General features: G+C 41.1%; 17 protein-coding genes. 8 read left to right on the forward strand and 9 right to left on the reverse strand.

Features of this window, described 5'->3' with window-relative positions:
* Position 1 precedes the first annotated feature (1 nt).
* Entirely contained in the window at positions 2–1,933 is a 1,932-nt protein-coding gene (locus Q1A31_RS00415) for an ABC transporter permease subunit (RefSeq protein WP_299870824.1), read from the forward strand.
* Between the two features lie 518 nt (positions 1,934–2,451).
* Here the strand turns inward: Q1A31_RS00415 and Q1A31_RS00420 are convergent.
* The 6 genes from Q1A31_RS00420 to Q1A31_RS00445 all read right to left on the reverse strand — a co-directional run bounded on the left by Q1A31_RS00420 (position 2,452) and on the right by Q1A31_RS00445 (position 10,932).
* Positions 2,452–2,853, reverse strand: a complete 402-nt coding sequence (locus tag Q1A31_RS00420) for a universal stress protein (protein ID WP_299870826.1) — start codon at positions 2,851–2,853, stop codon at positions 2,452–2,454.
* A 101-nt stretch (positions 2,854–2,954) separates the two neighbouring features.
* Positions 2,955–4,004 (reverse strand): TRAP transporter substrate-binding protein, encoded by a 1,050-nt coding sequence (locus Q1A31_RS00425; protein WP_299870828.1) that lies wholly within the window; start codon positions 4,002–4,004, stop codon positions 2,955–2,957.
* 201 nt (positions 4,005–4,205) lie between these two features.
* The gene (locus Q1A31_RS00430) at positions 4,206–4,703 is read right to left on the reverse strand and encodes a TRAP transporter small permease subunit (protein ID WP_299870830.1); all 498 of its coding nucleotides are present in this window, start codon (positions 4,701–4,703) and stop codon (positions 4,206–4,208) included.
* 90 nt (positions 4,704–4,793) lie between these two features.
* The gene (locus tag Q1A31_RS00435) at positions 4,794–6,101 is read right to left on the reverse strand and encodes a TRAP transporter large permease subunit (protein ID WP_299870832.1); all 1,308 of its coding nucleotides are present in this window, start codon (positions 6,099–6,101) and stop codon (positions 4,794–4,796) included.
* Positions 6,102–6,397: 296 nt separating this feature from the next.
* Positions 6,398–7,957 (reverse strand): CoA-acylating methylmalonate-semialdehyde dehydrogenase, encoded by a 1,560-nt coding sequence (gene mmsA, locus Q1A31_RS00440; RefSeq protein WP_299870834.1) that lies wholly within the window; start codon positions 7,955–7,957, stop codon positions 6,398–6,400.
* A 566-nt stretch (positions 7,958–8,523) separates the two neighbouring features.
* Complete coding sequence (locus Q1A31_RS00445) at positions 8,524–10,932, reverse strand: DNA polymerase II (protein ID WP_299870836.1); 2,409 nt, start codon at positions 10,930–10,932, stop codon at positions 8,524–8,526.
* A gap of 114 nt (positions 10,933–11,046) precedes the next feature.
* Here Q1A31_RS00445 and Q1A31_RS00450 point away from each other — a divergent pair, with 114 nt between their 5' ends.
* Both Q1A31_RS00450 and ybaK read left to right on the forward strand, forming a co-directional pair.
* On the forward strand, positions 11,047–12,738 hold the full coding sequence (locus Q1A31_RS00450; RefSeq protein ID WP_299870837.1) for a hypothetical protein: 1,692 nt from the start codon (positions 11,047–11,049) through the stop codon (positions 12,736–12,738).
* Between the two features lie 24 nt (positions 12,739–12,762).
* On the forward strand, positions 12,763–13,233 hold the full coding sequence (gene ybaK, locus Q1A31_RS00455; protein WP_299870839.1) for a Cys-tRNA(Pro) deacylase: 471 nt from the start codon (positions 12,763–12,765) through the stop codon (positions 13,231–13,233).
* 65 nt (positions 13,234–13,298) lie between these two features.
* On the opposite strand, the gene Q1A31_RS00460 is transcribed toward ybaK, so the two are convergent.
* On the reverse strand, positions 13,299–14,201 hold the full coding sequence (locus Q1A31_RS00460) for a LysR substrate-binding domain-containing protein (RefSeq protein ID WP_299870841.1): 903 nt from the start codon (positions 14,199–14,201) through the stop codon (positions 13,299–13,301).
* A gap of 234 nt (positions 14,202–14,435) precedes the next feature.
* On the opposite strand from Q1A31_RS00460, the gene Q1A31_RS00465 reads away from it, so the two are divergent.
* From Q1A31_RS00465 to Q1A31_RS00480, 4 genes are all read left to right on the forward strand, one after another.
* Positions 14,436–16,472 (forward strand): NADH:flavin oxidoreductase, encoded by a 2,037-nt coding sequence (locus Q1A31_RS00465; RefSeq protein ID WP_299870843.1) that lies wholly within the window; start codon positions 14,436–14,438, stop codon positions 16,470–16,472.
* 242 nt (positions 16,473–16,714) lie between these two features.
* On the forward strand, positions 16,715–17,245 hold the full coding sequence (locus tag Q1A31_RS00470; RefSeq protein ID WP_299870844.1) for an acyl-CoA thioesterase: 531 nt from the start codon (positions 16,715–16,717) through the stop codon (positions 17,243–17,245).
* Positions 17,246–17,357: 112 nt separating this feature from the next.
* Positions 17,358–18,230, forward strand: a complete 873-nt coding sequence (locus tag Q1A31_RS00475; protein WP_299870845.1) for a DMT family transporter — start codon at positions 17,358–17,360, stop codon at positions 18,228–18,230.
* Between the two features lie 301 nt (positions 18,231–18,531).
* On the forward strand, positions 18,532–19,737 hold the full coding sequence (locus Q1A31_RS00480) for a DegT/DnrJ/EryC1/StrS aminotransferase family protein (protein WP_299870847.1): 1,206 nt from the start codon (positions 18,532–18,534) through the stop codon (positions 19,735–19,737).
* 132 nt (positions 19,738–19,869) lie between these two features.
* Here the strand turns inward: Q1A31_RS00480 and Q1A31_RS00485 are convergent, their stop codons facing one another.
* On the reverse strand, positions 19,870–21,366 hold the full coding sequence (locus tag Q1A31_RS00485; RefSeq protein ID WP_299870849.1) for an FMN-binding glutamate synthase family protein: 1,497 nt from the start codon (positions 21,364–21,366) through the stop codon (positions 19,870–19,872).
* A gap of 332 nt (positions 21,367–21,698) precedes the next feature.
* Positions 21,699–23,552 carry a diguanylate cyclase gene (locus tag Q1A31_RS00490; protein WP_299870850.1) on the reverse strand — a complete coding sequence of 618 codons (1,854 nt, stop codon included), beginning with the start codon at positions 23,550–23,552 and terminating at the stop codon, positions 21,699–21,701.
* A gap of 213 nt (positions 23,553–23,765) precedes the next feature.
* Between Q1A31_RS00490 and Q1A31_RS00495 the strand changes: the two genes are divergently transcribed.
* Positions 23,766–24,239: a hypothetical protein gene (locus Q1A31_RS00495; RefSeq protein WP_299870852.1), complete on the forward strand. Its 474-nt coding sequence runs from the start codon at positions 23,766–23,768 to the stop codon at positions 24,237–24,239.
* The last annotated feature ends 65 nt before the right edge of the window (positions 24,240–24,304 follow it).

The raw sequence follows: 24,304 nt of genomic DNA on the forward strand, positions 1-24,304 counted from the left end.
TATGTTTGATTTCTTATTTGAATACCGGGGTTTGATCGTAGGCACCATTTTTATTGCCTTAATTGCGACGGTTATATGGGCAATTTTTTACGGGCGTAATTTAATTCGCACAGAAAGAACAGACGCCGTATTTGGTAATCCAGAGCGCGCATTAGGTGGTTGGCATTGGGTTATCACCGGTGTAAGTGCTATTTTAATTGTGTGGATATACTTTTCCTGGGATGCAGCAAGGGCGTTTAATCCAAAAGCAGCGAATGAGCTGTGCCAGGTGGGTAAACTGTCATCAGCGATAAACCCTATTCGTTCTACCTTCCCACTGGATGATGGCTTTCTTAAAGGGACAAGTCTCTTAGTTCGTGAAAATAAGCAATTAAACGGATTAGCTGATCAGGTCGAAAGACTGGGCTTCTCTGATGCTGAAAAATCTAAAGCGAAAGAAACGATAGATTTGATGCGTAAAGCCATTATTGGGATGACATCTCCTGAATTTCTTGATTCTGCCACTGATGCCAAGTTTAAAGAAATTGTAAGCAAAATCGACGGCTTAACCTCAAAACTAGCAGATCAAAATTACCCCGGTGATCCAACAGCTGAACAGATAGCGGCAGCAGAAAAGAATCCACGATGGGGGGATTCTGGCAATGAAATTCCTGCCGCGCCTGCAAGTCCTCGTGGTTATAAATTTGATGCCGCTGCAAAAGAAATGAAAACCATAGCTACTGATTTTTCTAAGATTAGAAATAATAATAGTAATTTCCTCGCGCAAGTTGAAAAACTAAAAGGTCAAATTGCTTCACTGGATACATTAGTTCAAGCGTCACCGGGTACCGACGAGTTATTAGTTGCGAATCGTGCGGATTTTGTTAAAGGCTTAACACGAGTACTGCGACGTGTAGATGATGGCAATATTTTCCCTCCTGATGCGTTAAACAACGTACAAAGTGCATTGGTTAATCTCGATAAAGAGCAAAAAAACCAACAAGGCGGATTAAGATACTACGATGCGTTAATGATGCCAGGCGGAGAGATCAGAGCAGGTAGCAACTCATGTAGTGAGCAAGGTTCAGGTCGCTGGTTACCAAAGCCATCAGACACGCTACGTACGTTTGCTCGAATCTCTGATCCAGAAATTGGCTACAAGGGTTACCCGCTGTTGTGGTATAAAATGAAGCCGTTTGGTGAAATGGTTGACTTTATTGTTCCGGATTTCATCTCTTCATTAGTACCTGGACATTACCCTAGGCACGATACCAACGGAATCGTCACTCCAAACTTTAAAAGTAAGGTAAGAGACTTTGCTACAGGTAATTTTGAGTCGTTTAAAGTGCCAATGCCATCCGGCCACGTTTGGGATTCATTACTGAGAGTTTTAGCCGGTTTATTCTTCGGTATTATTCTCGGTGTGCCTTTGGGATTATTTATGGGTCTGTCGCGATTCTCGAAAGGCTTCTTCGATCCATTAATTGAGCTTTATCGTCCTGTGCCACCACTTGCGTGGGCGCCACTAATCTTAACCATTTTCGGAATTGGAGATGACGGTAAGATTTTCCTACTGTTCATGGTTGCTTTCGCCATTATGGTTATCTCAGCAAGAACAGGCGCGACAGGTACACACCTTTCCAAGATTCACGCTGCTCACTCACTCGGTGCAACGAACCGACAGATCTTACGCAAAGTAATATTGCCTAATTCGCTACCAGAAATTCTTACAGGTATTCGAATTGCGATCGGTGTTTGTTGGGGTACCTTGGTTGCTGCCGAAATGTTGGCAGGTACAACCGGTATTGGTTTCGTAGAGAATGTGGCACGTAAGCAATCTGACTATGAAATTATCTGGACCACGATTATCATCCTTGGACTACTCGGATTGTTATTCGACCTCATGATGCGTTGGGTGATTGATAAATTTATCCCATGGAGAGGTAAAGGTTAGAAAGAGTAATCATTACAGTATTTAGTCACTGTAATCTTACCAATAAAAAAGGCGAACTCTAGAGTTCGCCTTTTTTTATGTCTAAATACTATATGACTGAATCTGGGCGATTTACTAAAAGCCACCTCCCTACTTATAGCCATATTTTTAATCGGACAGATCATGCTGTTATGTCTAGAATAAAATCCTTACTTCAATCGGCTCTGGACCCATAGATGTGTGTTGTAAGCTAATTTATTTAAAGTCACCCCCCTACTTATAGGCACTTTTTTATACGTGTTTTTTTAATTGAGTCTATCGTTTATTTTTTACTTCTACTTAAATAAAAACCTGTAGAAGTAAGATTTGTTTTAAGGCGTTAAATAAATGGATAGATATAAGAAATAGATAAATGTGATTCCCACTTTATGGAGAATCACATTTACGAATAATTGGGTTTTCAGCTATGACTAATTAGGTGCTTAACCTAACAATAGCTTATAAACATTAGCCAGCCAGAATAGCGAGCTAAGAACTTCTTAACGCAATACGTGTACGGAACACTTAGAGTATCGAACAACGCGAGCTGATGTCGAACCTAAAAAGAAATCTTCCAGTCCAGGTTTATGAGAACCGATAATGATGCAATCCGCACCAATCTTATTGGCATATTTTGAAATTTCTCGCCCTGCCTGACCGTGTAGAATCTCTGATTCAATCGCTTCATCTTTACAGCGTTCAGCCATCATATTTTTAATTTTTTCAAGGGTCTTCGATTTGACGTCTTCGGTAACAAACGACTGAACCACGTTATTTACAGGCTCTATGACATGTGCGACGATGATTTTACCGTTTTCAGAAACCAATAATTTAGCTGCTTCTAAGGCCCTATAACTAAAGCCTTGATTTAAGGCACTCGCAATTAATATTTTGTTGTACATCTTTCCTCCAACATTACTCAATTAAGTCATTATAAATGTGCGAAAAACAGGCCCGGTTTAACCCGGGCCTGCGAACTAAACTTACTAGTTTGTTAGTGCGATTATAATTCGCCTTTATCTTTTAGATATTGCTTCATGATTTCAACGCCCTTTGCATTGCCTTCCGATCTTTCTGCAACTTTAGGCCAAACATCTGCAATTGATTTGTCACGCATTCTCTTAACTTCTTCAGGAGAGAAATTAATGACTTCACCACCCGCATCTTCAAGAACTTTCAATGCTCCAGCAACACCATCTGCATGTAATTTGCTCGTTTCAAAGTAGGTGCTTTTGAAGACTCCATCGAGTTTTTCTCTCTGCCAATCATTCAACTCGTTATATCTATCCAGATTCAAGAATATTTCCTGATGCTGAGCGGGAGCCCAACCTGGCTGAGCTGCATATTTGATCACTTCGTGGAATGACATATCATCAATTCCGCCCGTATCCCAATAAGTGCCATCAATGGTGCCTAGTTTAATTGCGGTATATATTTCACCGCCACCCATGGCTACTGGCGCGCCGCCCATAGCTGAGTGAAATATTGCCTGAGGGCCACCAGCACGCATCTTCATGCCTTTTAAATCTTCCATCTTTCTAACGGGAGTTTTAGTAAACATCGCGTTGGGGCCTTGGTTCGTCCAACCAACCCATCTTAGATTACGCTTTTTTGCAGCTTCCTGAATGATATCGCCAATTTTGTACTTAGGATCGCCAAACGTCACTTCCCACGCCTGCTCAGTACTACTCGCGCCCATTGCCAGGCCAAACGCCAACATACCTTCTGGCATGTCTCCACTGTAAACAGAACCCCAACAAGCTGTTCCGTCGATTAAACCTGCTGCAGTTCCACCGAACGCCTCGGATCCACTCGTAATAGCTCCAGATGGCTCTACCTTGATTTTAATGCTACCTTCGGTTGCTTCTTCTACAGCTTTAACCCAAGGAATAACACCGCTTCCCCATCCGGCATCGGATGAATCAAAACAGGGTTGAAAAGTCCATTTGGTCACCTTATCTGGTTTACCACTCGCCGCCATTGCCGGACCTGATACTACAAATAATGCAGTAGCATATAAGGTCGCGGTTATTGCCGTTTTTACTTTACTCATAAAATTCCACCTTCTTGTGTGTAAAAAAACAACTATATTAGTCCAATATCTATTATTTAACGCATTGAACCCAAATTTACCCATGAGTATGCAGGGGTCACATTCAGTCATAACCCTCAAAAGGTTTACAACAAATTCTTAAGTACCTATTAATTAAGTACCTATTAATAAAATAGACACTAAAATTAAATTTTTAGTGTCTTATGATCTTAAAGTGCGTATGTCTTTCACCAGTTTTTTTATCACAACCAGCAGCATGATTATTCCAGTAATTGGAAAGAATATTTTAAGCGGATAAATAGGGAGCGGAATACTGGTTGGAGTGTGTTGGTTAAGCATTACAGACATCTTCGCCGCCTGATACCCTTTCCACACCAATACCCCAAGAAACAAGAATGTAAAAACGACTGTGATAATGTCGCATATCGCTTTTTTCTTATCTGAAAAATTGGCATAGAAAAGATCCAACTTAACAAACGCATTATCATTTAATGAATAGATGCCTCCCACACAGGCCAATAACACCATCGCAATTTGTAAGGTGCTTGAAATCCAGAGAGAAGGTGAGTTTAAAACATATCGTAGAAATACGTCCGTCACGCCAAATACCATCAGATAAAGAATCAGTAACCACCCAAATCTCCCCATCATTTCAGCAATGAAGTCGATCGCCTTTTCTATCTTATTCCACAATTCCATACTAACCTCTTGCTTGTAATTTATAAAAGCATGCTCTAAAGAGCTGTTTGTTGCATTGTTTGTAATATAAAGTCATTTTCACTCACCCTGTTACTTCATCAGATTTGGTAGCCATGTAGCGATAGCTGGGAAAAGGAAAATCAACGTCAATCCAAGAACCTGAAGTGCAATGAATGGCCACACCGATCTGTAAACATCCCCCATACTGACATCAGGGGGCAACACACTCTTTAACCAAAACAACACAAAGCCAAAGGGTGGGGTAAGATATGCAATCTGAATATTTACGATAAACAGCACACCAAACCAAAGTTTATCAATACCCAAAGTGTCAATAATCGGGATAAATAGAGGGGTGCATAACATGATGATCGCCCAATCGTCCATCACCATTCCAAGCAACAAAATAATGAACATCATCATCAGGAGAATTCCGTTTTCTCCTCCTGGCATACTCAAAACCAGATCCGTCACAAGCTGTTGACTACCTAGTGAATTGAAAACATTCAGATAGATATTGGATGCGATCAGAATCCATAAACCCATGCCGCTTAATTTCACGGTGGCTTCTAAAGATTCTCTCAGTACTTCCCAGGTCAATTTTCCGTAAATCAAGTTGATAACGAATGCGCCCGTCGCGCCAAAAGCAGCAGCTTCTGAAGGAGTAGCGATGCCCCCCCAAATTGCTCCTAGAACAATGACTATCAATAACATGAAAGGCCATATAGCAACCAATGAGCCGAGTTTTTCTGCTCTGGTAAATTGTATGTCCTCGGGTGTTGGCGGCCCCATATGTGGTTGAAGGCGACAACGAATACCAATGTATGTCATATAAAACACAGCGAGCATTAAACCGGGTAAAATTCCACCCAGAAACAATGCGCCAATAGAAACCTTGGCCAGCAGACCATAGAAAATAAAAGGGACACTAGGTGGAATCAGAGCACCCAATGCGCCACCGGCGCCTATCGAACCGATGGCGATATCTTTGCTGTAGTTATATTTAATCATCGATGGGTACGCGATTTGCCCCATCGTAATGGTTGCTGGTGGTGTAATTCCGGTAATGGCTGCAAATATTGTACATACCTGCACGGTTCCCATGGCCAAGCCGCCTGCAACATGGCCTATTAATTTATATACGGCATCGTAAGCTGCTTCTGCAATCCCCGAAAACCTTATCAGACTGCCCATAAATAGAAACAGTGGGACGGTCACCAAGACATTATTCCATGGGGTTGAGTAAAATTGACTGGGGATTGTTAATAATGCTCTCGGTACAAAAATCGCGGCAAAAATTACCGCCGTGCCACCAAGACCTAGCGCTACTGGTAGTCCAAGAAATAGCGCAAAAAACAAACATAAAAAATAAAGTAAGGTAATAATTTCTAAACTCATAACAACCCATCCATTTTTATAATCATGAAGACTTCTCCCGCTCTATTAATTTAAATATTCTGATGCTGAGCAGCACACCTAAACCAAGTGCTTTATCGCTACTTCTGCTATTTTTTGCTCTACATCTTTTCTCGCTGCTTTCTTTATTTCTGATTACTTCCACTAACGTTAAGCTTGTTAAAGGGGTCTGTAATTTTCCCGAAGTGAAAACTACAGACACTTAATTTTATGCACTTAACTTTTAGTAACATCACTCTTAGCGACGTAATTTTTAGTTATGTAGTCAGAGCCTCTTTTTATGAGGCGATACAACTTCTGACGTTGCCTTTGCCAGCTGACTCCGCAACTTTTTGCTCCCCACCTTTTGACTGCTCTGCAGTCAGACTCTGTGGTGGAGCTACCCTGATAGTTGACACCTTGTTCTGGGTAAAGAAATCAAAGCCGTCTTTTCCTTGTACCTTGTTATTTCCGATCAGTGAATCCTTGATACCACCAAATGGCATATAAGGATGGGGCGCACAAACACCCACATTGATACCGACCATGCCGACATCGGCTTCATTCATGAACTTTTCGGCCAGATACATATTCTGGGTAAACAGACAGGCGCCATTGCCTGTTGATTGTTTGCGAATGAGATCAAGCGCATCATCCATATCCTGAATCTTCATCACCGACAATACCGGCCCGAAAATCTCTTCCTGTACGATTTCCATGCAAGGCGTAACATCAGCAAAAATCGTTGGACCGACAAAATAACCGTTCTTATTGGCTTCCGGTATCTCAGGGTTGCGACCATCAAGGACTAACCTTGCACCAGCATCAATACCGCTTTGAATGAAATTCTCGATTCTTTGCTTGGCCTGCGCTGAAATAACGGGCCCCATGAAGACGTCATCGTTCATGGCATCACCCACAACAATGTTTTTGGTAGCCTCAGTTAGACGTTCAATCACTTCGTCATACAAGTCTGGCATTACGGCAATAATCGAACTCGCTAGACATCGTTGCCCAGCAGAACCATATCCAGACTGCACAATATTGTTGATCAACAAATCCATCTGCGCATCTTCGAGTGCCACCAGATAATTCTTGGCTCCACCGAGCAGCATGGTTTTCTTACCAACACGACCGCACGCTTCTGCAATACTCTTAGCGGTTGGGGAAGAACCAACCAGACATACACCAACGACTTCGGGCATCTGATACCAGGTTTCGGCGACTTCTCTTTCACCATAAACAATATTCACAACGCCTTTGGGTAAGCCAATATCGTTCAATAATTGCGCCATTTTCTGCATAAATAACGGCGATTCCATTGAGGGTTTAAATACAAATGTGTTGCCTGCGGCAATCGCAAAAGGAATGAACCAGCCAAACACCAGTGCCGGAAAATTAAAAGGAGCAATACCACAAAAAACGCCTAATGGCAGACGTGTCACACGCCCGTTGATACCATCAGCAATCTGATCCAGCATCTCTCCCTGCAATAGCGAAGGTGCGTTACAAGACATTTCAACTATCTCGATTACCCGCTGCACTTCACCACGCGCTTCACTGATGTGCTTTGCCTGATCGATTGCAATCGATTCGGCCAATGCTTCGAGGTTGTTCTTCATTGCTTCACGAAGTGAAAAAAGATATCCCACGCGCTTTCCGATGGGCACTTTTCGCCACTTCAGAAAAGCATCGTGGGACGATTTGACGGCTGCTTCAACAGTCGCCTGACTCGCAACAGGAACTTCTCCGATCTTTTCACCTGTAGATGGATTATAAAGTGGCAGGGTTTTTTCGTTCGCTTCCGTTACCCATTCACCATCAATAAAATTTTTAATTCGTATTGTATCTACCATCATCATCCTCTCATTCGCATCGTTGTTTTTAGAAACAAAAATTCTAAAGCTTAAAAACACTGAGCAGTAGAACCAATTTTCTTTACCAAATGGACCAGAGAGGCATTTCCTTAATTTTTTAGTAATAAATTTGTGTCCTAGTAATAACTATAGACAAGATTCAGGGTTAACTTGAAGCCAGATGGAAGAAACTTATAGTGCCAGTGGAAAAATGCGAGCTAAATAGAGATCTCAGAGTGCATTCACCTAAGACTAGAGTCAGCAATAACGCGGGATATGGGGAATTTTTTTGAAATTAGACCAAGTAAAATCTAAAAAGAAATACTGAAAAAATAATGATGACTGCTTTGATAAGCATCATCGTAATTAATTAAATTAGACGAATAATTGACCTAAAAAAGCATGAAAACGCTTACATAATTCTGAAATTCACTTCAAAAATGAGACTTTCTGCTGAAAAGATAAGGACAATTAGCAACGATTTATTTAAGTCACCCCCCTACTTTAAGTGACTTTTCATTTTGCTGTTTAAAATGACTTAAGGAACTTATGCAGAGCTAGGCGTTTTTTTAACCAAATACATCAAGCTGGCGCGCTGTAATTTTTTCGAATGTTGTGCCTAAAAAATACAAAATACTATCCGCTACAGGTGCCAATTGTTTGTCCACATAATGCTGATAATCCGGAATAGAATCTAAACTTTCAAGCGGTTCTGGACCATTCAAAGTGATGACATATTGGATTTTTCTACCGGGGTTTTTCATTTTTCGCGCCGCTTTAACCTGTGGTGGCTGGGTGCTGGTATAACTTTCCAGTGGTCTGCGTAAACGCTTGGTATAGGTTAATTTATGGTTTAATTCACCATTAATCAAAGCATCGTGTGTTGCTGAAATATAGTCTTCGTAGGGCTGATTATTGAAGATGCGTTTATATAGTTCCTGTTGAAATTCACGTGCTAACGGCGTCCAGTCTGTGCGCACTGTTTCTAAGCCTTTAAAGACCATTAACTTCTCTGAATTTTCATCCGCACCAGTTTGGATCATCCCGGCGTAGCGTTTTTTACTGCCCGTTTCAGCACCCCGAATAGTGGGCATTAAGAAGCGTAGGTAATGTGTTTCGAATTCAATTTCCAGATTAGACTCGATGTCAAACTCATCCAGTAAATGCTGTTTCCACCAGGCATTCAAAATTGTTTGTAATTGCTCTCCGATACTCTGACATTCACTCCTCTCTTTCCCTTCACCCAGTAATACAAAGACGGAATCGGTGTCCCCATAAATGACAGAATAACCTTGCTGCTCGATGAGCTCTTTGCTGGTTTGAATAATTTCGTGGCCTCGCATAGTGATGCTACTGGCGAGTTGTGGATTAAAAAAACGACAACCAGACGAGCCTAGAACACCGTAAAAGGAATTCATGATGATTTTAATCGCATACGATAAGGGCTTATTGTTTTCTTTTTTTGCCTCGTCACGTTGCTGCCAAAGTCGGGTAACAATATCGGGCAATATGTGTTTTTCGCGTGAGAATTCTGCCTCTAAAAAACCGGGGATAGTGTCATCTAGATGATGCTGCGAAAGCCCTTCAGCCAGTCCCATTGGATCTATCTTGAAGGTTCTGATAATGCTCGGGTACAGGCTTTTAAAATCCAGCACCAGCACGTTTTCATACAAGCCCGGCAATGAATCCATCACATAGCCACCGGGACTAGTCTTGGTATTTAGTTGACTCCCGATATCTGGTGCCACATAGCCTTGTCGGTGCAATCTGGGTAGATAGAGATTATCGAACGCCGCCGTCGAACCTCCCTGTCGATCGATCGCCAGTCCCGTCATTTTTGCCCGCTGAATGGAAAAGCTCAGCATGTCAGTTTTCTCAAAAATATCGGCAACTAATCGGCAATCTTCCAGATTGTATTCAGCTAAAGCAACGGGGTCTTCTTGATATTGACGACGTATCTCGTTTAATTTATCTAAAGGCACCCCCCCACTTTTAGCACTATTTTTGTCTTCACTAATCAGTTTTTTACGGCCTAATAGAAGTTCGGCGACATAATCCAGAGCGAAGCTTTCAAACGAATAAAATGCGCCTCGTAAACAGGTGATTCCATCTAGAACAACTCTACCGGGAATTCGGGCAATGTACAGTTGGCCGCTGACTTGTGGCGTGAGTATGGCTGAATTTTGATAACTCGATGTTCCGCCAGCATTTTTGCTGTCTCTTTTATTCCCCCTGCCAATATCAAAAGGCAGTTGCAATTGCTTACATTTCCATTGCAGAAAATCCAGATCAAACGCCACGACATTCCAGCCGATGATGACGTCAGGGTCATGCTGTTTCATCCATTGGAAAAACTGTTGTAGCACATCTCTTTCACTGTAGCACCAGTGAATATTTCCTGTGCCATCGTGCGTTTCTGGCTCGTCTTTATTCATAAAGACTACTTCAATATCGTTGCTCGTTACGGCAATGGAAAATAGTTTTCCTCTGAGGTCTTCTGTTTCGATATCCAGTGAAACCACGCTAAATTCAGGATCATATTCTGCGGGTTTCATCACTGGGTTTATGAATTCGAGATACCCTTCGCGCTGAATCGCGTCACCACTAATTTCTACAGAAGCGGTGATAAAACGCTCCATCAAATAGCGTTCGGTGGGCTTAATTTCAGACTCTAGTAATTGCTGCTTATTGTAAGCGAGATGCTCACGCAATGTGTTCAGCTGGCGTTGCTGCGGGAAATACAGACCATCTACTGCTTCATGGTCGAAAGTTTTCAGCTCAAGTGGTTTTCGTTGAACCGAAGCATCTACTTTTAAGGTATTAGAACGTCGAACAAAACAAACGGCTTGCTGTCTATCTATCAAGATATGTACAGGGCCCTGTTCAGTACTCACCCAAAAACTTAGGTTGATTCCATCCGCAGTGTCTCGCCATTGCCTGCTTAAAATGAAGCCTAATAATTTTTGTATTTTGTACATATTGCACATTTTAACGTAATAAACTTTGATAAACTGCGCTGTTATTAACTGTTTTAATAAGTAAAACCATAACAAAGCATATTCACAACTATAAACAACGCGAAGGTACTCACATTGAAAATATTTAACAAAACACTCTCAGGCTCTACACTTGCCCTGGCAGTTTCACTGACAGTCGTTTCTACGACTGCTGTAAACGCTGAAGGTTTTCTATCAAACCTATTTGGTGGTTCAAAAAACGCAGCAGGCTTTGAAAGCATGTTAGCGCACGTTCCTGCTGATACGTCTTACTTACTCGCTAATAAAAATGCAATTCCTGAAGAAGTCATGGAATACCATTTAAAGCGTGGCAAAGACATGCTTGCGATGTTCTCAAAAGGACAGGCTGAGAAAGATTCTGATGCAAAAGACAGCCCAGATGTTGAGAAATTCTTCAATGCTCTAATGGTAGATTACAGTGACTTATTGGCTAAAGATAAGTTTGAAGAAACGGGTCTTTCGAAGAAAGCCAATAGCATGGTTTATGGCTACGACATGATGCCAGTTATGCGTGTGAGTTATTCAAGCAAAGAAAAGCTAATGGCTATGATCAAGCGTGCCGAAGAAAAATCCGGTTACAAAGTAGAGCTCACTAAATGTGGCGAACTAGACTGTTTTACGTCAACGAACCCAACGGGTGAGATGGCAATAGCTTTAGTATTTTTAGAAAACCAGGTTGCAGTATCTGCATTTACGCCTGATAAGAAAGAAGCCATGATTGCTCATCTTACTGGCAAAGCTAATCCTAAAGAATCCTACAGCGTTGCAAAATGGGATACTTTCTTAAAAGACAATGATTACAAAGGTTATGGTGACGGCTTCGTCAACTTAAAGAGTGTTTTCAACAAATCGAAGCCAATGATCGCTGAAGGCATGAAAGGTAAAGTTGATGATAAAGAACTTGAAGGTTGTTTAGCGGTTGTAGAGCAACACGTAGACAATATGCCTGAAATTCTTCTCGGTACTAAAGAACTGAAAGCGGCGTCAATGAAGTACGAATTATTGATGAAGACTTCTCCGGTAGTTAGCGAAAGCCTTCAAACCTTGGCTAATACAACGAATATTCCACAACGTGCGGATGGCGCAATCTTCGAGATGGGTCTGAACGTCGATTTCAAAAAGCTACGCGATGCTCTCACTAATTACTCAAACTTCCTTATTGCAGCGGGTGAAGCGAATAAATGTACTTCTATAAAACCCCAGGAAATCCGCAAAGGCATGGGCGGCATGGCGATGGTGATGAATATGGGACTGTCTCAATTCAAAACTATCTATGCTTCAGTCTCTGATGTTGAGCTTGATGATAGTATGCAACCTAAAAAGATTGATGCTTATATTTCATTAGGAACAGATGATCCTAAAGGCTTACTTTCAATGGTTGGCATGATGGCTCCGCCACTAATGTCTTTAAAAATTCCTGATGATGGGTCTGCGGTTAAACTGCCTGATGGACTTATACCTAGTCGTGGACAACCAGTTCCAGATATCTACTTGAGCAAAAGTGACAAATCATTAAACATTATGGTTGGCAACGATAAGCCTTCTTTAGTTGATTATAAAAATGATAAGCCACAAATGTCTTTCTCTGCTATCGATGGCAAACGTTATATGGGAAAAATTGCCAGCATCATGAAAAAAGCGATGCCGGATAACAAAGATGTGGAAATGATGGAATCAGTCGGCGGGATGTCTGGCAAATTCTTATCTGAAACCAGTGCAGACAAACGTGGCTTAGTGATTAACTACCACCTTATGTATGACAAATAAGACTGTAAAGAGAGATCACTGCAAATGACTCCAGCAGTCGATGCAGCCAAGAAAGCAGGTATTCTGTACACATTGCATGAATACTCGCATGATTCGCAGGCTTCTTCCTATGGGGAGGAAGCCGCGAATTTACTAGATATTTCCCCCAATCAGGTATTCAAAACATTGCTCATTGCAGCAACTGATTCGAAGCAACTTGCGGTTGCGATTGTTCCCGTTAGTAACCAACTCAATTTAAAGTCTGCGGCTAAAGCATTGAGCTTTAAGAAAGCATCAATGGCTGATCCTACAGAAGCTGAAAAAGCGACAGGTTATATTCTGGGTGGTATCAGCCCACTCGGGCAGAAAAAACGTTTACCTTTTGTTTTAGATGAATCTGCAACAAGCTATGAAACGATTTATGTCAGCGCAGGCAAACGAGGGTTGGAAATAGAGTTGACGCCTAGCGATTTAATTAAGCTTTGTAATGCCAAAACAGTGGATATAAAAGCCTAAATTATTTAAAAGTCACCCCCCTACTTTAAGCAGCTTTTTTACTGAAGGACTATTATTCATACTTCTTAACTCGCTATCTCCGCCAACAACCAATCTCTCAACAGCACAACTGCCTGATTTTTTGCTTTATTCTTCGGGATGATTATATAGAAAGGGTGATACGTTTTGATTTCAAGATCCAATGGCGCAATCAATTTTCCCTGCTGAATGAGCGGGTCTATTAAATGCTTCCATCCCAGTGCTACACCTTGCCCTTCTAAAACCGCTTGCACCACAACCGAGTAATCATTGAAGCTCTCTTCTGCTTTGGAATTACTGTAGTTCAGGTTTGCATCTTCAAATAAATCCTGCCAATCAAAGCGATGTGTATAACGCTCCTCAAGGTGGATTAAGGCATGGTCTGCCAAGTGTTCGATTTTGCTTAACGGTGGCGAAGCTTTTAAATAAGCAGGGCTACAAACAGGCGTTATCACTTCATCGACAAACTTGTAGCGTTCGAAACCGTCCCAGCTAACTTGCCCAAGTGGAAAACATAAATCAAAACCACCGTTCTGAACTTCATTATCGGTATCTTGCGTAATACAGCGTAACTGGATATTCGGATGGCTCTGTTTAAATTTAGCAATACGTGGCATCAACCAGTGACTCGCTAATGAGGTTGAAATATGCAATGTAATCTCATACTGGTTTTCAACCATCAAGGCTTCCAGCCCTTGCTGTATAGAACCAAAGCCTTTACTCAAATAATGAGCCAGCACTTCACCTTCACTGGTCAGCTTTACACCGTCATGCTGGCGCTTGAACAAGGTGGTATCGAGAATGGACTCTAATTGCCTAACCGCATGGCTTATCGCAGGCTGGCCGACATTAAGCGTTTCTGCAGCACGGGTAAAGCTGCTGGTTTTAGCTGCAATATGAAATGCCAGTAAAGACTTATTGTTGAGCAGATTGATATTAATTTTTTTCATGTCATTTATGAAAACGAGAGACGTTCTCCATCATATTAGTAGCTGGTATATTCATCTCACTATTCTAGTAGAAATTTTTGACATGACTTTAACTAATGAAGAAACCAAAACACACCCCCCTACTTTTGAATGATATTACGTTTTTGTTTTTAAAAAACGTAAATAGAATTTATGCAGAGCTAAGCCATTTTTTTGACAATTAAGTAAACAACCGACTACACCGAGGATAAACCTTTGACTAACGATCCACTTTTACAGCCTTATCAGTTAAAACATTTAACCTTAAAAAATCGCATCATGATTACCAGCCATGAGCCTGCTTATCCTGAAGATGGCATGCCCAAAGAACGTTATGCGGCCTATCATGCTGAGCGCGCCAAAGCAGGAGTTGCATTAACCATGACAGCGGGGTCGGCTGCGGTATCCAAAGACAGCCCACCGGTGTTTAACAATATTCTGGCGTATAAAGATGAAGTCGTACCTTGGATTCAACAACTAACAGATGCCTGCCATGAACACGATTGTGCAGTAATGATTCAGTTAACCCATTTAGGACGTCGCACCGGTTGGGGCAAAGGTGACTGGTTGCCAGCGATATCATCATCACACCGCCGCGAACCATCACATAGAGCCTTTCCCAAAAGAATTGAAGATTGGGATATTACGCGCCTGATTAAAGATTACGCAGATGCCGCCGAACGCATGAAAGCGGGCGGTATGGATGGCATCGAATTGCAAGCTTATGGACACCTGATGGATCAGTTTTGGTCCCCGATTACCAACTCTTTGGGCGCCCCATATGGTGGTGATTTAAATAATCGGGTCCGCTTTACCATGGAAGTACTGGAAGCAATCCGTGAGCGCGTGGGACCAGACTTTTTAGTCGGCATGCGTTACACCGCAGATGAAGTTCACAAACAAGGTTTAACACCCGAAGATGGCATCGAAATATCTAAACTATTCCGTGACAGTGGCATGGTGGATTTTCTCAATGTAGTGCGTGGACGTATCAACCACGATGCTGGCTTAACCGATCTAATCCCGATTCAGGGAATGCCTAGTTCTCCGCATTTAGATTTTGCGGGGCAAGTCAGAAAAGAAACAGGCATGCCAACCTTTCACGCGGCCAAAATTCCCGATATTGCAACTGCCCGACATGCTATCTCGGAAGGTCTGTTAGATATGGTTGGCATGACCCGTGCTCATATCGCTGATCCGCATATTGTGCGTAAGATTACGCAGGGACGCGAACACGATATTCGTCCTTGTGTTGGCGCTAATTACTGTCTGGACCGCATCTATCAGGCAGGTGATGCATTGTGTATGCATAACGCGGCGACGGGTCGTGAGCTAACCATGCCACATGATATTCCAAAAGCCACTACGCAAAAGAAAGTGGTTATTGTTGGCGCTGGCCCAGCAGGTTTAGAAGCGGCACGCGTTGCTGGCGAACGCGGACATACAGTGACTGTTCTCGAAGCTGCCGCTGAAGCGGGTGGGCAAGTGCTTCTCACGGCGTTATCTAAACGTCGTCAGGATATGATCGGTATTATCGACTGGCGCATGCAACAGTGTAAGGACTTAGGTGTCGAGTTTAAATTCAATACCTATGCGGAAGCCGACGAGGTAAATGCAGAAAACCCCGATGTAGTCATCATCGCTACAGGCGGTTGGCCAGATACTGAAGTATTAGAAACAGGAAACCATTTGGTTTCATCCAGCTGGGATATTATTTCTGGCCATGAAGCTCCAGGGAAGAATGTGCTTATCTTTGACGACGCGGGTGATCACCCTGGTTTGCAAGCTGCCGAAGTTATCGCTAACACTGGCGCAAAAGTTGAAATCATGACGCCTGACAGAAGTTTTGCACCCGAAGTTATGGCAATGAATCTGGTGCCTTATATGCGTAGCCTTCAAGATAAAGACGTGACCTTCACCGTTACCCGAAGACTGATGGATGTTATGCAGGAAGGGGATCAACTAAAAGCCATTATTGGCACCGATTATAGCGACCTTAGAGAAGATAAATTCTACGACCAGGTGATCATAAATCATGGAACACTGCCAATGGAAGATTTGTATTTTGATCTCAAGCCTCTTTCTTCCAATCTTGGTGCTGTTAATTATGATGCGTTGATCGAAGGTAAACAGCAGGATTTCAAAGAGAACCCTGAAGGATCGTTTCAGTTATTTAGAATTGGTGATGCGGTATCTGCACGTAATACGCACGCAGCAATTTACGATGCATTGCGTTTGATGAAAGACATTTAATTGGCGTTTTGTTAACGAGAAGGATGAGAACACCTGCCCCCTACTAAATCAGGCTCTGCTAAAAAAAGCCTTAGCTCTGCATAAATTCTATTTACGTTTTAAAAAAACAAAAACGTAATATCATTCAAAGTAGGGGGGTGTCATTTTGTGTATTAACATTAGGTATTTAACTCGATATATATCATGCATTTTAATCAATGACTGCTATATTCAAGCACTAAATAACAAATCTAATATCCAATATGTATCCTTTTATTAAACTCATTATTACCGTTGTTAAAGCTAAATACCGTCCGAAACTAGCACTTGAAGATGAGAGTGTGTTGCACCTTCGTGCAGGATTTCTGGATGTTGATATGTTTGGCGAATTAAATAACGCACGCTATTTCAATTATATGGAATTGGGCCGTTGGGATTATTCACAGCGCGTTGGTTTCATTGGCCTGATGAAAAAACAAGGCTGGGGAGTAGCGGTGGGTGGTGCGAGTATTCGTTACCGTCGACGAATTCCTTTTATGCACAAATTCACCATGACCTCCAAAATGATTTGTCATGATGGCCGATGGATTTACTTTTTGCAGGAAACCCATCGCCAAGATCAGATCTGCTCTTCTGCATTGATGAAAGTCTGTGTGACCTCTAAAGATGGGCTGGTTCCTGCCCCTGAGGTTCTGGCGGCATTGGGCACGGAAGATACATTTGCTGATGTACCTGATTGGGTTGCTGCATGGATAGATGCAGAAGGCCAACGACCATGGCCTTCGTCATCTTAGCTGTTTTTGCTTAATACTGGTCATTTCTGCACCAACAATTGTAGATCTTTAAATAAATACATTTAGATTTAAATAAGCACCTATACTCACTTTTTATTTACCAAGGACTGTTGTGGATAATTTAAGGGGAAGCCTCTTTATGGTGCTCGCAATGGCGTGTTTCACCTTTGAAGACATGTTTATAAAGCTTGCTTCCAAATCAGTTCCGGTAGGTGAGATTCTTATCTTTTTCGGTATTGGTGGCACTCTTGCATTTATCGTTTTAACGCTGCGCCGCAACGAAGTCATCATACATCCTGCGATTAAATCTAAACCTATTTTTCTCAGGGCCATGTTTGAAGTTGCTGGCAGAGTTTTCTATACACTAGCCATTGTTTTTACTCCTTTATCGAGCGCCTCAGCGATTCTTCAAGCTACTCCCTTAGTGGTTGTAACAGGTGCTGCAATCTTCTTCGGGGAAAAAGTAGGTTGGCATCGTTGGACGGCAATCATTGTTGGTTTCATTGGCGTTCTAATGATTCTTCAACCTGGACTTGAAGGGTTTGAAGCAGCATCAATTTTTGCGGTATTGGGAACACTCGGTTTTGCAGGACGAGACCTGGCAACACGGGCAGCACCTAAAGTGCTATCAAACACTCAGTTAGGCATTTACGGCTTTTTTGTTTTACTCCCTATCGGCACTGTTATGTTATTGATTAGTGGTGGAGCGGTGATACCCGACCTATTCCCAGCTTTACAAATTTTAGGCGCGATAATCTTCGGCGTCATTGCTTACTATTCTTTAACGATCGCCATGCGAATCGGTGAAGTATCGGTAGTGACACCTTTCCGTTATATCCGTTTAGTATTCGCCTTGATTCTAGGAATGCTTGTGTTCTCTGAACAACCCAATTTTATGACTTTGCTAGGCAGTGCGGTAGTAGTCAGCAGTGGTCTTTATACGCTACTTCGTAGTAGACAAGGTACTTCAAAAAAGCTTAGTTAAAGACCGTTGTGGTCTTTGCATAGCAGGCGCTTTAATACAGGTAATACATCTGAATTTTGTGCTTTTGGTTAGCTCGCGTTAAGTCATTTTGTAATTAAAATATACCGTATTAAAACTACGTAAAAAAACGCCTAGCTCTGCATAAATTCTATTTACGTTCTTTAAAAACAAAAACGTAAATATCATTCCGCAAAGCATAAGTTCCTTAGGTCATTTTAAACAGCAAAATGAAAAGTCACTTAAAGTGGGGGGGTGACTTTTAGTCTATAGTCATGTTTGTAAGCATTAAAATAGGTACAACATGAAACATTTTACTAAGTCATTTACCCAGCAAGAATCCATTCCTGAAGCGGGTATTCAAGCGGCAACTGAAGTTATGCGTGGCGGAAGGTTGCATCGTTATAATGCGCTTGGTGATGAAAAGACTGAGACTGAATTATTAGAATTAGAATTTGCTGAATCTTTAGGTATACCTTATTGCCTCGCCTGTTCTTCAGGTGGCTACGCTCTGCACATCGCAATGCGTGCTGCTGGGGTTAAAACAGGAGATCAAGTCTTGTGTAATGCATTTACTCTGGCTCCTGTACCTGGCGCCATACACAATAGTGGCGCAGTACCTGTATTGGTTGATGTGGCTGAAGATTATTGTAATGATCTCGATCACCTTGAAGCTCAAGCAAAAGCCTCTGGCGCTAAATTTTTCATGCTGTCGCACATGCGTGGGCATATCGCTGATATGGACCGTGTAATGGAGATCTGTCAACGCTACGATATTTTCCTGATCGAAGATTGTGCGCATACCATGGGTGCAAGTTGGAATGGAAAAAACAGTGGCACTTTTGGTGATATTGCCTGTTTCAGCACACAAACCTATAAACATATAAATTCGGGCGAAGGCGGTTTTTTAACGACTCGACACCCGGAAATAATGGCAAAAGCAATTATCTACTCAGGTTCTTATATGCTGTTTGAACGTCATTTAGCAGCGCCTCCAAAAGAAGCTTTTGAAAATATCCGCTTTGAAACACCAAACTACAGTGGCCGCATGGATAACTTACGTGCAGCAATATTGCGCCCGCAATTACAAGACTTAAAACAACAGTGTGATCGATGGAATGCGAGATATAGAGTTCTCGAGAGTGTCTTGCAAAAAAGTAATGCTATCAATATTCCAAGTCGTCCTAAAAAAGAACAGTTTGTTGCTAGTTCTATCCAGTTTTCACTGCCCTCTTTCAATCGCGAACAGATCCAGTCATTTCAAAACCAATGTGCAGAACGTGGAGTCATGCTGAAATGGTTTGGTGGAGCAGAACCCACCGGTTACACCAGCCGCTACGACAGCTGGAAATACCTTCAGAACATGCCTCAATTACCGAAAACAGAAGCTATTCTAGAAACACTTATGGATATGCGGATTCCGCTGACGTTTGAACTCGACGATTGTGAATTAATCGCCGGGATTATTGTTGAAGTGGCCGATGATGTCATGAATACAAAAGCGAAATAGCTTCTATCATTCTATAAAAAACGCCCTAAAGTAGGGGGGTGACCTACCACAGTTCCTTGCTATTGCTATTGCTATTGCTATTGCTATTGCTAATGTTACTTTCACTACTAATAGACAATTAATGGAAAAGAATTAACCAGCAATAACAGGCTTCTTTTTCTTAACAACCGGATTCAATTCCCAAGTATCATAATTAGCCATATCCCAACTTCTTTGCCATGTTTCAGGGATTGTCTTCTTTGATAATAAACACCCTTCATCGAGTGATTCGTAAATATCATAATAGCTTTTTATTTCAGTAGCGCTAGCGCGGCGATTAATATGCCAAGGCATAACTTCTTCTGTATGATTTATACCAGCGACTTCCAATAACTCTACCAAGTGTTTGACCATCGAATGATGGTAATTAGCGACTCGCTGGCCTTTATCAGTGACATCCAGTGCTTCATATCGTAAAGGTTCTTGAGTAGCAATTCCGGTTGGACATTTATCGGTATTACAATGTCGGGATTGAATACAACCTAGCGCGAACATCATCCCACGCGCTGAATTTATCGTATCAGCTCCTAATGCTAAAACACGCATCATGTGGAATGCAGAAATCACCTTACCTGCAGCGATAATTTTAATGTCGTCTCTCACACCCGCACCTATCAGAGCATTATGAACAAAACTAAGGGCATCCCTGAGTGGCATTCCTACAGAGTTTGCCATTTCTATTGGTGCTGCGCCGGTACCACCTTCCGAGCCATCTACAGTAACAAAGTCAGGCGTTAGCCCAGTCTCATTCATGGCTTTACAAATCGCTAAAAATTCAGCTTTATGACCGATACAAAGCTTGAAGCCAACGGGTTTTCCGCCACTTTTTTCACGTAACAAAGCGATAAATTCTAATAGACCCTTAGGCGAAGAAAAGGCGGTGTGTGCAGGTGGCGAAACAACATCTTTGCCCATTTCCACACCACGAATATCGACAATTTCCTGGGTTAGTTTTGCCGCAGGCAAGATGCCTCCGTGACCGGGTTTTGCCCCTTGAGATAATTTGATCTCAATCATTTTTACTTCTTCTTTAGTCGCTGTTTTGATGAATTTTTCTTCATCAAAACCTTCGGTTACATTATTTCTGCAACCAAAATAACCTGTACCAATTTGCCATATTAAATCACCGCCATGTTTAAGATGATATGGGCTGACGCCACCTTCGCCTGTGTTATGTGCAAAATTATCCATTTTTGCACCTTTGTTTAGCGCCATGATTGCATTTTTGCTCAAGGCCCCGTAACTCATCGCAGAAATATTCAAAGGTGATGCCGCATACGGTTTACTGCAATTTTTTGCACCGAATATCACGCGCGGATCTTTATTTTCTATCACATGGGGTTCAAGGGAATGGTTGATCCATTCATAACCCTGTTTATAGACATCAAATACTGTGCCGAATGCTCGAGTATCTCTGACACCTTTGGCACGTTGATAAACCAAGGCACGGAACTCTCGGCTTATTGGCATACCGTTTGTTTCGTCTTCAATAAAATACTGCTGAATCTCTGGTCGTATGTATTCCATGAAATAACGGAGATGACCAATGAAAGGATATATTCTCAATAACGTAGAGGTCTTCTGCATCATATCCCTTATACCCACAAATATAATGGGAACAACTATGATAAAAAGCCACAGGATCGGTTTCCATATAAATGAAAATAAAAGAATGAAAAGTGTGATGCCAATAGAGCTTATTATGAATCCTGTGCGGACTGTCATGTAAAAAACCTTAAGAGAAAAATATAAAGAATATCATTGTTATATATTAGTAGTTGAATACTTAAGTGTCTTTAATTTTAACTTTTTGTTTCTTTGAACCAGAAACAAAAAAGCTGTGAAATAAACAGCCTTTGGATAAGTTCTTAAAAATAGGCTTAAAGTGGGGGGGTGTAGATATAGATATCTGTAACTTTGTATTATTTTGCTGTGATCCAGATATTTTTAGGTTTTTCCTTCTTCATTTCTGCCCCTTCAGATAAGATTTCATCTGTAAGATCTTCTGGCTTATGAGGCAAATCATCTAAAAGAGCTTCAAGTTCTTTCTTTTGTTGTTCTACTTCTTTATCTAGCGTTTTATTTATTGGTGTTGGTTTTTTATCCACTACTTTTATCTCTGCAGTACTTCCCGGAAATACATAGTTAGACACATGATTTCTTCCCGCTTCTTTTGATTCATACATCGCTTCATCGGCAAATTTGAGTAATTGATCAAGTGATTTGGCGACAATCGCAGGGCAGTTTACTGTTCCAACAGAAAGTGACAATGGAATACTGATTCCTTCCCATAGAATGGGTTGGTCTTGAACATTTTTACGTAGGTTTTCAGCAATTTTAACCATCACATCGTCAGTGCAATTATTGATATAAACCACAAACTCGTCACCACCCAATCTTGCTGGTATATCTTTACTGCGGGTGCTTTCTTTCATTATCGTAGCAATGTGTTTCAGTGCTAAGTCACCTGCTTCATGACCATACTCATCGTTGATAAACTTAAATTTATCCACATCAATAACAATAATTCCAACATTTTCTCTGCCTTTCTTCGCAATTATTTTATTAACAGAGTCTTCGAAGAAACGTCGATTTGCTATATTGGTTAAATGATCATTACTACTCATCTTATAAAGATATCTATTCGTTGCACGAAGCTTAGCCGTAGCTTTCTCAATGTCCTTACTCAGTGAATAGTTAAGTTTACGTACTTCTCTATTAGATTTATGCAGTCTACTTACCAGAGCAGACAATGCCCTCCAAAGCTCTGACACCTCAATAGGACTATTTTCAGGAATTTTTCCAAGATTAAAATTATCCGATCTTGTACCTATCTCTTTAGATTTAAGCACCAGTGTGTTTATAGGTTTGGTAATTTGTTGAGCGAGTATATAGGCTACCAGTAGTGAAATAATGATGCCTACGGCTAGCCAGGTTAATACGGTATTAATCACTTGTTTAAAGGGTGATACCAGCTCTGATTCAGGCTGAACAACCAATACACCCCAACCTAGTTTCTCAATAGTGCTGTAACCTGATACAACATCTTCTTCTAGATAAGGTGAATTGAAATTCCAAAGACCACTCATAGTATCTTTCATCTTATCCAAGATACCGATAGAAGATATATCACGGATTTGTTGTTCGAGATCTTTATTTGGGTGTGCAACTACCTGGCCTAGTTGATCAACAATAACGCAATGACCCTTTTGACCAAATTTGATTTTATTGCACATTTCGCGAACAGGTGCCAAATCAAGTTCAACAAATATTGTTCCTTTTTTATTCAGATCTTTGCCGATTATGTGATGCTTTATTAGCACCACTGGCTTCTGTGATACTGAACTTCTGATAACAGAGGATATTGAATTTACCGTGTCGTATTTCCGATATTTATTCTCTGTCTGGTGATAAGGAAAAGAATTGAGACTCTCAGTTGATCGAATCTTATATTCATCCTTGACAGAAACAACTGATGAACCATCTTCTATAGAAAGAAATGATATGGCAACGAAATTTTCTAGTGAGTTTACAAACTTATCGGTTAGGCTTTTTATACCATCTGTACTTTTAGTTGATAGGTTAGTGGTTTCAACAAATGTATTTAAATTCTTCTGATAGGATGAAAAGTACTGACCCACTGGCAAAGTCATATTCTTTGCGATTAGCAAATGCTTTTCCTTCAACTCATTCTGAGCACTATCCCACGAGTGCTGACTGAGGCTAGAAAGAATAAATCCCAAAGGTAACAACAGGACGAATACAAAACTCCCCATTACCAATCGACTTATTGACCGAGTTAAAAACTGATGCATATAACTAATTGTTGTTTTTTCTTATTTTTATATAGCTACATTGTAAATTATTGACCCATATTTAACAAAAGTAAGCAGACAAAAGGTTAATAATTTATAGCGACCTATCGCCTTAAAACCACCCTTTAGAGTAACTTTTATGCTTTTTGATCAGCTTGAAGTTAATCTTGTAAGATGGCGCATAAAAACACCCTTAATTCTTATAACTCACAGATAACTATCAGTATTTCTGAAATACTCTCAAAAGTTTTGTTATTTCTTAGTGCGCTAAGTTTTGTCATTTCTTTGTTTTTACCGACGTTTTTTACACCTGATGGAGATGTTATCGGTATATGGGTCTTTATTTTGGGTTGGATGGGTATAGTAGTCTTTCAATTTGCTTGGTATGCAAATCCCATAAATATATTAGCGCTACTTATTTTTGAATCACGACCAAGAGTATCTGTTTTATTGAGTTTACTTGCCTTGGTAATTGCATCAGAAACCTTTAGCTTTCAAGAAATTCCAACTGGTTTGTTTTCAGGTATACATGCTGAAAAGATGTACATCAAGGAATTAGGATTGGGATTTTATTGCTGGTATCTGTCCCAAATATTATTTTTATTTGCTTTATTGAGTAGATATTTAACTAATAGAGGCAGTCAATAGACACCTCTATTAGTCAATTTATCAGTAACTTAAAAAATTAAATTACTTTAAATATGAAAACTAGT

Source organism: uncultured Cocleimonas sp. (genome assembly GCF_947495625.1).
In the GTDB taxonomy this organism is placed as follows: domain Bacteria; phylum Pseudomonadota; class Gammaproteobacteria; order Thiotrichales; family Thiotrichaceae; genus Cocleimonas.